The following is a 13422-nucleotide window of genomic DNA, read 5'->3' on the forward strand; positions in this document are numbered from 1 at the left end:
CTTCTCATATTTTTATGTATAGGGACAAGTTTTGAGGTGAGAATGTTATTGAAAGAAAAAATATTCGCCATGCTGATTGGTTCATTGCTATTAAGCCTAGGGATTAATGGATTTCTAGTTCCTTATCATCTATTAGATGGCGGCGTCATTGGCTTGGGATTAATAATTCATTATTTTTACGGCCTGCCGACAGGTCTTAGTATCATATTTTTAAGTCTTCCTTTATATATCTTAGCCTGGTTTTTCGAGAGACGTTATTTTTTCTATAGTCTTCACGGTTTAATTATTTCTTCCTTTTGCATTGATGTATTTTCCTTTATAAACGGAAAAATACAAATTGGGATTCTGCCAAGCACCATTATCGGTGGAGTTCTGGTTGGTATTGGGATTGGTCTCATGCTTCGCTATGAAACAAGTACGGGTGGAACAGACTTACTTGCACAGCTGCTAACCAAATTTACATCTATTAATATTGGGATCATCATATTCTTAATTGATGGTTTAATTATTACAAGCGGCATCCAAGTCGTCGGGCTGGAAAGGTTTTTTTATTCCTTTCTTACTATTATTTGCGTAGGTTTAATGACGACGGTTACGGTTTCCAAAAAGCCACTTACGCATTAAAGCCACCCCAGCTTTGAGGTGGCTTTAATAATATTTAAATGGTTATTTGGCCCCAACTGAACCGAATGTTTTTTGCATGATTTCATAAGAGGTCTTCAACCGTTCATAGAAGGGAGGTTGATCCCATGATTTCAAGTTGTAAACTAATGAACCCTTTTGTTGAAGCTGTCCATTCACAGCCTTTGGAACCGTTTGGTCTACGCCGTCTTTCTCCGTTGTTACAATGGCGGTCCTGATTACACTGGCCTTTATACTGCCTGACAATCCTTGTTTCCACACATCTCCCATTACTTCTTTCAAGCTAGGGTCTTTCACATTTAATAGCTGCCAAGGAATTCTCCCTTCTATGATCTTTTTATCGCGGCTCATACTTATATCAGTTAAGGAATTGAAATTTTCGCTGGCTGGATTAGCGTTGCCATACTGCAATACCCCTGTTTCATAATCCTGAAAGGGAATGACCGCCTTGGTAGCAGGAATGGTTTGTTGCTTATTTAATGCCAAGCGAATTGGATTAAACACCCCATTATTCTTTTGATCGGCATATGGCTCTTCAGGAATCATTTTCAAAAGTTTTCCATACTGATAATAGAACGTGTCATAGTAACTATCAACCAAAATTCGCGAATCTATTGGACCCTGCAACTTGATTAGAAAGTCAATTCCGTATTCCGTTTTAATCTTTACTTGTTGATTAATAGGAATGGTTGTTTGGCCTTGGTTCCCAATTGTGTCGATTAGAAGATAGGTACCTTCGTTTTTAAAATCAACTGGTTGATTATATTTTAGTAAGAAGTACAAATAGCCACTGTCGGAGGTGAACCGTACTTCCTTTAAATTCTGTTTTGATTGATATCCTATTTTTGCTCCCGCGATGTCCCAATCCTCAGCAGCACCATCAACGATAATCGCAGTTTCCTTCTTACCTGGTTCAAATCCCAGCAAGCCAAAATGCTGTTCATTTGTTTGCTGGTTATTCCAATATGGACGGCGGTCAGGGTTATCAAAGTCCATTGTGTTCCAAGTCCGCTTAAACCATTCATCCTGCCAAGTAAACACTAGCCCGCCCGCATACTTTTCTGAAACAATTGATTGAAATAAACGCTGATCAATTTGTCCCTGTTCCTCCTCAGAATGAAATCCCTGATCCATACCATAAGGATTTTTATGAGTTAGGCCTCTTGAAGATGGTACGCCAAATTCTGCTACTAAGACAGGCATATGATGGGCTGCGCGCAGCTCATTTAGATATCCTGCATAATTATTTTTCTTCCCACTAGCATCGGTATAGTTAAGATATTTCTTCTCATAATTAAGAAAATCTGGATAATAGGGATAGATATGATATGAAGCAAATAAACCAGCTTTAAAGGATTTTGATGCCATAATATGATTGGGATCTACCGACACCATATCCTCATTTTCCAATGGTTCAGATGGATGCTTGAGTAAATCCGTTGTGACCCAATTTGTAAAGCTCATCGAATGCTGCCATTTGTAATGGGCTGCCTCATAACTAGCTGCATAATCCATTAATTCAGCGAGCCAAATTTCAAAGGGACTGGCATGGTCTGTTTCAAAATAGTCTCCTTTAAATTGGCTCAAACCGGAATGCTTTTTATTAGTGTTCTCCACCATCGCCGGATCCCACTCTGTTCCAATAATCGTGCCAATCACAAACTTTGAGATATCATGTTTATACACACCCGATGCATGGCCTGGCCGTTTGGCTAGATTAGCATTACCATGAATAATATCCACCATATTTTTTATTTCTAGTTTCGCATCATCCACATTTACTTTGGCGAATGCATCCTGGGTTTTGATTAAATTTTCTTCATTTACCCACGTTCCATGAAATAAGAATAAAGGCTGTTTAGCGATTTGATTATATTCATAAAAAGCTTCATAAAATTGGGGCGGATGCAGTGTATAAACCCTGATGGCATTGGCATTCATCGCTCCGATTTCTTGAAACCAGCGGAAATATTCTTCTTCTGTAATCGCTGTTTCCCCTGGGAAGTACCCCGGTCTGCCTATCCCCATATTCACTCCCTTAATTAAAAGGTTCTGCCACTTTCCATTTCTTTGGATTTGAATATAGGCTTCATTTGTTTGACTATTCGTCTGAATCCCACTCTTTTTAACTACTTCTACTTTCTCTTGCGGTTCAACCTGTTTTATTCCATTTTTCAGGATATCTTTCATCATCGGGACATAGGCAGACCAATAAAAAGAATGATTTGATCCGAACATCTTTTTCCATTTATCCAAACCTTTTGTCTGATATATACCTGGTACATCTGCCTCATCAGCATAGTCACCAGAAAAATAATAGGAAGAGTATCTAGCATTATGATGATAGATAACCGCAGGGAACTTGTTCGGTATCCCAAATCCTGCCAACTTTTCACTAGCTGTTTTTGAAACAGGCAGCTGATAATTTGCTAAGACCTCGTTCTTATTTTTTGCCTGAATAATATCAAACCAATACTGATACGTACCATCTATCTTTTGTGAAAAGTGTTGTTGTCCTTGATTTGTTAATGTAAAATCCAGTCCGTGCTCTTTAATATCTTCTTTTCCTATGACCACCACATAATTACTTTTACTAACAAATACATAACCTTCTCCACTGAAGGTCCATTTTTGATGCTGGCTTTGATAATTCTGTCTTACCCATTCAGGAACTTCATCACTATTTAAATCTGAAAAATATCTGCCAATCCATCCCGACCAGACCACATTCAACAAATTGGATATTCCCTCTTTTGCAGATTCTGAGGTTGGACTGGCAAATGTATTAAATTCTGCGATTAAGGTTTTAGGTTTGGATTGAATAAGTGCCTTCTTCAATTGATTAACTTCACTCAGTGTTAAACCGCCATAAATTTTTGCTGACCTATTCCCGCTGGTATTCTGCCCATTGAACTCCTTTTTATAGACACCGTATTGGTCTGTCAGATAAAAAACATCATATTTAGTCAAATCCATGGGAAGCGGGACAATCGTATAGTCTTGATTACGTTTTGGCTCAAATCCCATATAATCATTTTCTGCAGAATAAGGCTGACCATTCTTAAAATACTTGGCATTGTTTAATATCCAAACCAATCCCTTATGCTCCCGATAAGATGAATTTGGTACTGTTTTATCCATAATTAGTACATTCAAATTCTTCTCCGGCTGTAGTCGCCATAGCCAAAATGGGCTTGTTACTATTGCTAGAAAAATCATAGCATAGAAAAATAAGTAGATTGATTTCTTCATTTTGATACACCTTTTCTTTTCATTTCTCCCCAGCCTGTCTCTCCTTTTATGATTTGCCAAACCCCTTCACAACGCCAAAAAACCGTCATTGGCCGGTACCAGATTGTTTCTGTTAACGAATAGAAAAAAAGCTTGAAGATATCTGTAACTTTTGGATATTTGGTTAAGCTCCACTCCTCTAAAAGAACAGCAGCCATTGAGAAAATAGAACCATACAAACAAGACAGTAAAAAAAGCAGAATTGAAAATTCGATGTAGGTTCCCCCAAGGAGCAAACATAAAATCATAAAGATATACCCTGAGAGTTCAATGATCGGGCCGAAAAATTCTACAATCCAGAAGTAAGGAAATGCCAGTAATCCGATGGACCCATACTTAGGATTAAAGGTTAATTTACGATGAGTCCATAAACTTTCAAATAGCCCCCGATGCCAGCGGCTCCGCTGCCGCCGTAAATATGTTATGTCCTCCGGAACCTCCGTCCAACAAACAGGATCTGGTACATACACGATTTTCTTTTTAATTCCCTTTTCTTTTAAGAGGCGGTGCATTCGGACGACAAGTTCCATATCTTCACCTACGGTATCAGTTCGATAGCCGCCTGCTTCAATGACCCAATGTTTTGAAAAAACACCGAAAGCACCAGAAATAATCAGGAGGAGATTGTGTCTGCTTAAACCAATTCTCCCCATTAAAAATGCTCGTAAATATTCTATTATTTGCATGACCACCAAGGGTTTATCTGATAGTCCAATATTTTGTATATGACCATTATGAATTTCACAGCCATTGGCAATCCTCACACTGCCACCAGATGCAATTACCTCCTCATCCGAGTCCACAATTGGCTTCATTACCTTTAAAAAAGCATCTTCTTCTAAAACAGAATCACCATCCAAAGAACAGAAATATGGATAATGGGAGAAGTTTAGACCGACATTAAGGGCATCCGCTTTCCCTCCATTTTCCTTGTCAATCAGAAATAGATTAGAAAGAATGGATGATTGATATATCTTTTTAATTGGTTTAGCATTCACTTGGATTCTAACCACTTTTTTTATTTCCTTCATATCATAAAAATCGATGATTTTCTGCAAGGTACTGTCTTTTGAGCCATCGTTTACGACTATGACTTCAAAGCTTGGGTAGTTTATACTTAATAGTGAACGGACGCTTTGAATAATGCCGGCCTCTTCGTTATAGGCAGGAACTATGATCGAAACCGGTTTGGTATAAATTTCATCTAAATAATCTTCATAGGCCTGAACCCGATCAAGCTGATATTCCTTTCGCAGCTGAAAAAATGAGGTAATGAGAATGGCTGTGTAAAAAACAATGACAATGACCATATAAAATGCAATAAACCAAGCAAAAGATGTAACAATATCTCCCCACTGTAAAAATGCTATCTTATTCTCCCCCTTTATGCAGCCATTCCCAGGCCATGTCTTTTGCAAATGGATCTGTGGATGTTTCTAACACAGTCCGTAAAATGGCTTTTCCCTGAGTAAATTGGCTGATGGCTTGCCCAGCCTGTGACCGAACCCACCAAGTACGATCGTGTAGAAGCTCAATCAAACGAGGTATAGCTTTTCCTTCCTTTAATGATCCGATTAATTTTGCTGCCACCAGTCTTTCTTCCCATTTATCTGAATAGAGAAGTTCTAAGTATGGAGCACTATCTTTTACATAACCAATTTCGGCCAAAGCCTTTAAGGCCCTTATCCTTATTTCACCTGAATAGCTTGAGAAAATTTTTTCAAGGAAATGGTTATAGGATACCTCTCTTTTACTTGCAATCACATCAATAATTGCTTTTTGAAGCGGCAAGCCAGCATGGTGAAAATGAAGTACAAACTGGTCAAATTTCTTTTGCTCTAAAGGCATCAGTATATGGCGGTAATCAAATTCCGTTAGGTCTTGATATTTTGTAGTTAACAAATCGAATAGCTGATTATATTGGAATAACGCCAGTATTCTCAAGATATAAATAAGTTCTTGGTGTGAAAGTCGTTTCCTGTTTAATAACCGGAAGACATCTTCAGTGAGGTCTATTAAATTAAAATCCTCTATATGATAAAGGGTATTCATTCTTGTACTCCACTTATGGCTCTGGAGCTGCTTTTGATAATAATTCAATAGATACATCGATGCTAGTTTCGCTAAACGGTCTTTTTCCTCTTCTCCTTCAATCACCTTCGTATATCTGCTCAGCAGTTGTTCGATAGCCTTTTTCTGAAGAATAGTTACAGGTGTAAGTTTCCTTGTAATAACACCTTCAATTAAGTTTGACGTAATAAGGGGATTGTAAATATCTCGGTATTGTTCTACTTTTTTTCTCTTTCGGATCTCAATTGTTTTTCTAATCGTTAAGTATCCTAGTAAAATGACAAGCATCACTACTAAGGATAGCGTTAGAATGGAAAGGAACAGTAACTCGTTTGTAAACAATTTATTTCATCCTTTTGATTAACCTTTGTATTCGCGCCTGCAGTTCCTTAATGCTAAAGGGCTTTGTTACATAATCATCGGCACCGAGTGCTAAAGCCTTTTCGATATCAGCTTCATTTTTCCTTCCTGTCAGCATAAGAACATGAATATTATGGCTATATTTTATTTTTTGTACCTTTTGTAGAACTTCAATACCATCCATTACAGGCATAACACCGTCTACTATTAAAAAATGCTCTCCTTTTTCCTCGAGTCTTTTTGAATTAAAAAACTGAACTCCATCTCCATATTCCGCTAAGTTTAATTCAAAATTCGAAAAATCCATGACATTTAATATTCTCATTAACATCGTTCGAATAATTGGATCATCATCAATAATTGAGACAAATAATTTTCTTTTTTGGACATCCATCATAGACTCATTAGCACTCACCACGCGTGCCCTGCCGTTTGTTTTTGCTGAATATAAGGCTTGATCTGCAGCCATAATAGCCGTTTCCAAAGTTACATCAGAATGATGGATTGTATAAATACCTGCTGAAAAAGTAACATAACGTGTCTCTCCGTCTAAATCAAAGGGGATGGTTGAAAATTTTGTTAGTAATCTTGAAACAATCTCATCAACTGCTATTTGATGGGCATTCTCGAAGATAATGATAAACTCCTCACCGCCATATCTAAAGACGGTATCAGAGCTTCTTGTATGTTCTTTTAAATAAGAGGCAAAAGCGGCAAGGATTTTATCTCCATTGACGTGGCCGAGGGAATCATTAATTTGTTTGAAATGATCAAGATCTAAGATGGCAATGCTGAAGGGTTGTTTAGTTCGTTTAATATCCCTGAGGCAGCGGTTATACACATCGAATAAAAACTTTCGATTGTATAACTGTGTAAGTTCGTCTACCAGTACAAGTTGACTTAATAATTTTTTTCTCTTTATATGACGGGAGATTCGAACAGTCAATTCTTCTAAATCGATCGGCTTTTCAATAAAGTCATCAGCACCTAATTTGTAAGCCTTTATTCTTGTTTCCCGGTCATTCATTAGACTAATCATAATGGTGGGAACAAAATGTTGATGTGTTTGCTGCTCAATATCAGTTAACAATTCAATTCCATTAATTCCAGGCGAGTTAATATCAATGATTACGCAGTCAGGATTTAAATCGTAGTATTGTGGGATTGCCTTTTTAGCATCTGTAGTGGCAGCAACCATCCATCCCTTTGCCTCCAGGGTATCTTTAAGGAGAATAAGCATGGAGATATCATCATCAATAATCTGAATAACCGGTACTTTTTCATCGTATCGGCGCTCTGTAGGTGTTATCGAATGCTTTTCAGAAAAGGATTCATATTTATCTGTCAGCCTAATTAATTCTTCTAAAAACTTTTGTAGTTCTACTTTATTCCATAACCTGTCATCATCTTCTTTGATCTGGTTCAACAAGAATCCGGAAAGCTGATGAAGACCTACTAATTGTAATGTCCCTGCACTTCCATGAAGGGAATGCAGAAATCGATAAACTTCTGAATGTTTGATTGCATCGTTACGATCAAACCACATTGATAGTTGGTTTTTTATCTTCTGAATAAGCAAATTTTTATATTTATTAAAGTCCATTAACTGCCTGCACCCCAATTTTCTATGAGAAAATAATGACTATTTAAATACCTAATGTGATAAGTTTGTGTTTATCTTGAGTGTATTATGAATTGATAAGAAACGCCATGAAAAAAGTCGAAAAAAGGCGAAAATTTTCAGAAGTATAAAAAAGAAGGATCCCTTTACGGAATCCTACACAAATCTTATCCTAAATTTTTCACCTTGCTTGTACAACTCTCCATGGCGGCTATGATTGAACCACGGAATTGTTCTCTCTCAAGGGTTGCCACTGCCTCTATTGTTGCACCACCAGGTGTACAAACTTGATCTTTCAGCTCTCCAGGGTGTCTGCCAGTTTCCAAAACCATTTTAGCGGCTCCTAGTACCGCCTGTGCAGCCAGCCGATAGGCTTGATCTCTTGGGATTCCTTGACGTACTCCGCCATCTGCCATTGCTTCTATTAACATATACACATAGGCCGGAGATGATCCACTAATAGACGGAACTGCATCCATAAGTTTCTCATCCAGACGCTCAGTTTGACCAAAGCATTGAAGTAATTGTTCTACCGCTAGTATTTCTTCCTCACTAATATAACTGTTTGCACAGAGTGCAGTCATTCCTTCACCTACTAACGAAGGAGTATTAGGCATGGTCCGCACGGTCTTAACCGATAAACCAACTAACCGTTCGATATCCGCTAACGTAATACCGGCTGCAATCGTAACGAGAATGGTATTTTGATTTAGTTCATTTTTTATTTCCTCAATAATCCCTGCATGCTGGTCAGGTTTTACTGCTAGAATGAGGATGTCTGCAAACCCTGCCACATCTTTGTTGTTCAATGATACGAGAATACCATACTTTTCAGAAATAGCATTAATCGTCTTTTCAGTAGCAGCACTCGCCATTATATATTCTTTTCTAATCCCATTAGCTTGGACAATTCCACCAATCATTGCTTGAGCCATTTTTCCGGCCCCTATGAAACCAATCTTTTTCCTCATGCGCTTCATTCCTTACCATACAAAATTAACTCATTATTACTTTAAATCAATAAAAAAAGAGAAGATATTCCAAAGAAATAACTTCTCACCTATTAAGACCATTTTTGACTATTAATGCTGGACTACCTTTAAAATCCAATCCAGGACAACGCCGCCAAAATAAACACCGAAAACACCTACGACGGCAGAAAATACAGGTGGAGCTGGTAACGGTAATTTTAAGAACCTAAATAACATTCCTACAATTAAACCGGCTATTAAGGCCATTACAACTTCTTTCATTAAAGTTACCCTCACATTTTTAATTAATAGTTATTATTGGAAAGTTCCCCTTTAGCAATAGAAACACCAGAACTTGCACCAATTCGGGTAGCGCCTTCTTGCACCATCGCTAATGCATCTTCACGACTTCTAACACCGCCAGAAGCTTTTACCCCTATTTCAGGCCCTACTGTTTTGCGCATCAAACGGATATCCTGGACAGTTGCTCCACCTGTAGAGAATCCTGTAGAAGTTTTAACAAAATCAGCACCTGCTTTGACCGCAAGTTCACAAGCTCTAACCTTTTCATCATCAGTCAATAAGGATGTTTCAATAATTACTTTAACTAGTGCTTTACCCTTTGCTGCCTCAACGACCGCACGAATATCTTTTTCAACTATGTCATCTTGCTGATCCTTTAGAGCACCAATGTTGATTACCATATCCACCTCATCGGCACCATTTTCAATCGCATTTTTGGTTTCAAATGCTTTTGTCTCGGAAGTTGATGCTCCTAATGGGAATCCAATTACAGTACATACCTTTACTTCAGGAGTATCAGCAAGCAATTCAGCTGCGGTTTTAACCCATGTGGGATTAATACAAACAGACGCAAATAAATACTCTTTCGCCTCATCAATAATTTTAACGATTTCTTCGCGCGTTGCATCCGCTTTTAATAATGTATGATCAATGATTTTTACAATATTTTCAGTCATGTTAATTTCCCCCTAATATTTTAAGCTATACAGATTACAATCTTTTTTCCGATAACTTTACTATAGCAAACGGAATGAACATTTGTAAATATTAATATGAACAAATGTAAAAGCGTTTATCCTATTTATCAAGCAGGAACCTTGCGGTAAATTGATCGGTAATCAAAACATTTGCATATCTTCCGGTTAAAGCACCATAAATTCCCTCTATTTTGTTAGGTCCTCCAGCTACAACAATGGAGTATTCTTTCTCGCTTAGCGCATCTAGGTTCACACCCAGGGTTCTTTCATTCAAACTTTCATTACAAATTTTTCCGTCCTTATCGAAGAATCGTGAACAAATATCTCCAACTGCTTTTCCATAAAGTGAGTCCAAATCGCTGTCTGTAAAATATCCTAATTGAAACAATAAAGAGTCTGTCTTAATTGAACCTATTGTAAACATGGCGATATTAGCCTGTTTTCCCATCTCTAAAATTCTGCGAATATGACGGTCTGCCTCCATTGCCTGTTTTACAACAACGTGATCAACGATGGCCGGCAAGGGAAGATTCAAAGGAGTCGTATTATAGGCCTTCCCAAAAAGATATAGAATTTCAGAAGCATACGTATTGGTTTCCGCATGACTTACTCCGCCCTTTAATTGGACCACCTGGACGTTTTTTACAAATTTTTGTTTTAGCTCGATCGCAATATGATAAAGCGTTGTCCCCCATGTAACCCCGATAATGTCGTCTTCTTTCACAATGGAATCCAAATAAACCGCGGCCTTTTCACCCAAGTAATTTTTAATAATATGGTCTTCATATTGTGGTATAGAGGCGACAATCGCCTTTTTTAAATGGAACTTTTTTTCAAGCTGCACAGCTAAACTTTCAACATTTTCTGTTGGGTCCATTATGGTGATTTGGACAATGCCCTCACTCTTCGCCTGCTGTAACAATCTCGATACAGTCGGGCGGGAAACCCCCAATATCTTAGCAATCTCATTTTGGTTATAATCCAATAAATAATATAACTTTGCTGCTTCAATCACCTTGTTTAATTTATCTTGCTCCAAAAGTATCACCTATACACTATTGATTTTCTTTATTGTACCAATAACCGAAAGGAAATTCACATGAACCTTTACATTTGTATCATTTATTTTGAACACTTTTTCATTATAATTCACGTGAATGCTCAACTTGAATTAGGGAAAAATTTACGGAAAGCACCATGCGTACTCTAGAAACTTATGTTGTAGCATAAGGAAATAGTTTCGTAAGTGAGGTCAGGATTGTGAAGAAACTAGGGAAAACTATCTATAGTAAAAGAAAATGGATTTTGCTCATTTGGATGGCGGCAATACTGCTTTTCGGCCTTTTTGCTCAGAGATTACCAAGTGTATTAAGCGGGAATGGCTTCCAATACAAAGGAGAATATAACGAAACAAAGAAACTCCTTGAGGAAGATTTCGGACAGCCGAAATCTTCCATAATCCTTGTTTTTGAAAAGCAAAAAAACATTAGTGAGGATGATTTTCGCCAGTTTATTCAAGATACATTTAATAGACTTAATAACTTTGACTCCGCCAGAGATATTACCTCACCATTCGATAGAAAAGGGATGCTTAAAAACGATTATGCTTATGGATTGCTGACTTTTGACAAGGAAGCAGGAAGTCTTGAAACAGAAATCTCGAAATTAAAAATGATTCTTAAGGATCAACATGGCTTAAAGGTTACCATGACTGGAGAACCCATTATTGTCCAAGATTTAAATGCCGCCAGCCAGGAAGATTTAGCAAAAGCAGAGATGATTGGTCTGCCGATTGCGTTAGTAGTGCTTATCTTTGCATTTGGGGGACTTGTTGCTGCAGCCCTTCCCATTGTGATCGGAGTGGTATCCATCTTAATCACGATGGGAACTGTTTATCTCTTTAGTTATCGTGTTGATTTAACGATTTTTATTCTAAATATTATTCCAATGATAGGTCTTGCCTTAAGTATTGATTTTGCCCTATTGTTCATTAACCGTTATAAAGAGGAATTGCAAACAAAATCCATTCAAGAAGCCGTCGAGGTGACTGTTAAAACAGCCGGGCGATCGATTATCTTTTCGGGACTTTGTGTATTTATTGGGCTTTCTGGGCTTTGGTTTATTAAAATTGATATTTTTCAAAATGTTGCCCTTGGAGGGATGCTGGTCGTCCTGATTTCTGTGCTTTCCGCTTTAACCTTTCTTCCGGCATTACTATCACTTTTAGGACAGCATATTAATAAATTAAGTGTCATTAGGGTCAAAGAACAGGAGTATAGCATTTGGCATAGATTTGCCAAGCTGGTGATGAATCATCCGATTATAATGGCTTTCTTCGCACTCGCCCTTCTTTTAACTGGTCTAGGACCGGTAAGGCAGATGGTTATGACCATTCCCGGTACGGACTCCCTGCCAGCCAATTACCCTTCTCGGCTGGCACTGGAAACATTTCAAAAGCAATTTATTGCAAAAGAGAAGCGAGATGAGAAAAAAGTAACCATTATTCTTAAAACAAATGGTCCTGTCACCGAAAGTAATAATTTCAAAAAAATAAGTACAATTATTCATACGCTTGAGAAGGATAAGCTGGTTAATACAGTTAATTCTCCTTTCACTGCATCAGGAATAAGCGATGATGAGCAGCTATATCAGTTTCTCCGGCAGGGCGAACCAGCGCAGCTTGCGCCATTAAAGAATTACTTTATCAGAAACAATAAAATGCTAGTGGAGGTTTATTTAAATACCGCAGGGCATTCTGCACAAGCGAGGGATTGGGTAAAAGATTGGTCGCAGAAAAAACTCGGTGTCAAAGCCTTTTTTGGAGGTCCTATCAAATTTGAACAAGAAATATTTGCTGAAATTTATCAAAAAGCACCATATGGGTTACTGTTAATTGTCTTATCAACTCTTGTCATTTTAATGGCCGCTTTTCGTTCCATATTGATTCCATTTAAGGCTATCTTAATGAATGTGTTGAGCTTGGGCTGTACTTTTGGGATTGTTGTGTGGATCTTCCAGCAGGGACATTTTGGAATCGAACCCGTTGATATTGCATTAATTCTACCAGTATTTGTTTTCACCCTTGTCTTTGGACTTTCTATGGACTATGAGGTGTTCCTTATCTCAAGGATACAGGAATTTTACCTTCAAACAGGTGACAATACCTTAGCCACTATTTCCGGGTTAACCCTCACTAGTAAAATCATTACCTCCGCCGCTGCGATAATGATTGTCGTAACTGGGGCGTTTGCTTTTACAGGAGTTATGCCGGTAAAGCAGCTGGGCGTGGGGATTGCGATCGCCATTTTTATTGATGCAACAATTGTCAGAATGGTTCTAGTTCCTGCTTTAATGAGGCTGTTCGGTGATTGGAATTGGTGGTTCTTTGGCTTTCACTTTAAACGACAGCGGAATCGGAGCAAAAAGCCAGCCTAACTACGTTACGGATTCCGTATCTATCGCAGTC

At 38.0% G+C, this 13422-nt stretch carries 10 protein-coding genes; 2 read left to right on the top strand and 8 right to left on the bottom strand.

The annotated features are described in order from the left end of the window. Nucleotides 1-42: 42 nt before the first annotated feature. Nucleotides 43-624 (top strand): YitT family protein, encoded by a 582-nt coding sequence (locus tag ACZ9EE_RS10460; protein WP_476026824.1) that lies wholly within the window; start codon nucleotides 43-45, stop codon nucleotides 622-624. A gap of 42 nt (nucleotides 625-666) precedes the next feature. Here the strand turns inward: ACZ9EE_RS10460 and ACZ9EE_RS10465 are convergent, their stop codons facing one another. From ACZ9EE_RS10465 to ACZ9EE_RS10500, 8 genes are all read right to left on the bottom strand, one after another. Beyond that, entirely contained in the window at nucleotides 667-3894 is a 3228-nt protein-coding gene (locus tag ACZ9EE_RS10465; protein WP_476026826.1) for a hypothetical protein, read from the bottom strand. Next, a complete protein-coding gene (locus ACZ9EE_RS10470; RefSeq protein ID WP_476032923.1) occupies nucleotides 3891-5243 on the bottom strand; it encodes a glycosyltransferase family 2 protein in 1353 nt (450 codons plus the stop codon). Before ACZ9EE_RS10470 ends, ACZ9EE_RS10465 begins: the two co-directional genes overlap by 4 nt. Before the next feature lie 61 nt (nucleotides 5244-5304). Beyond that, complete coding sequence (locus ACZ9EE_RS10475; protein ID WP_476026827.1) at nucleotides 5305-6345, bottom strand: HEAT repeat domain-containing protein; 1041 nt, start codon at nucleotides 6343-6345, stop codon at nucleotides 5305-5307. A gap of 1 nt (nucleotide 6346) precedes the next feature. Further along, on the bottom strand, nucleotides 6347-7966 hold the full coding sequence (locus ACZ9EE_RS10480; protein ID WP_476026829.1) for a GGDEF domain-containing response regulator: 1620 nt from the start codon (nucleotides 7964-7966) through the stop codon (nucleotides 6347-6349). Between the two features lie 185 nt (nucleotides 7967-8151). Continuing rightward, on the bottom strand, nucleotides 8152-8964 hold the full coding sequence (proC, locus tag ACZ9EE_RS10485; RefSeq protein ID WP_476026831.1) for a pyrroline-5-carboxylate reductase: 813 nt from the start codon (nucleotides 8962-8964) through the stop codon (nucleotides 8152-8154). Between the two features lie 102 nt (nucleotides 8965-9066). Then, nucleotides 9067-9237, bottom strand: coding sequence for a XapX domain-containing protein (locus tag ACZ9EE_RS10490; protein ID WP_476026833.1), 171 nt, complete (start codon nucleotides 9235-9237; stop codon nucleotides 9067-9069). Between the two features lie 23 nt (nucleotides 9238-9260). Next, a complete protein-coding gene (gene deoC, locus ACZ9EE_RS10495) occupies nucleotides 9261-9935 on the bottom strand; it encodes a deoxyribose-phosphate aldolase (RefSeq protein WP_476026835.1) in 675 nt (224 codons plus the stop codon). Nucleotides 9936-10056: 121 nt separating this feature from the next. Beyond that, nucleotides 10057-10995, bottom strand: a complete 939-nt coding sequence (locus ACZ9EE_RS10500) for a sugar-binding transcriptional regulator (RefSeq protein WP_476026837.1) — start codon at nucleotides 10993-10995, stop codon at nucleotides 10057-10059. 221 nt (nucleotides 10996-11216) lie between these two features. On the opposite strand from ACZ9EE_RS10500, the gene ACZ9EE_RS10505 reads away from it, so the two are divergent. Beyond that, nucleotides 11217-13391 (top strand): MMPL family transporter, encoded by a 2175-nt coding sequence (locus ACZ9EE_RS10505; protein ID WP_476026839.1) that lies wholly within the window; start codon nucleotides 11217-11219, stop codon nucleotides 13389-13391. The last annotated feature ends 31 nt before the right edge of the window (nucleotides 13392-13422 follow it).

Source organism: Bacillus sp. URHA0034, assembly GCF_056280405.1.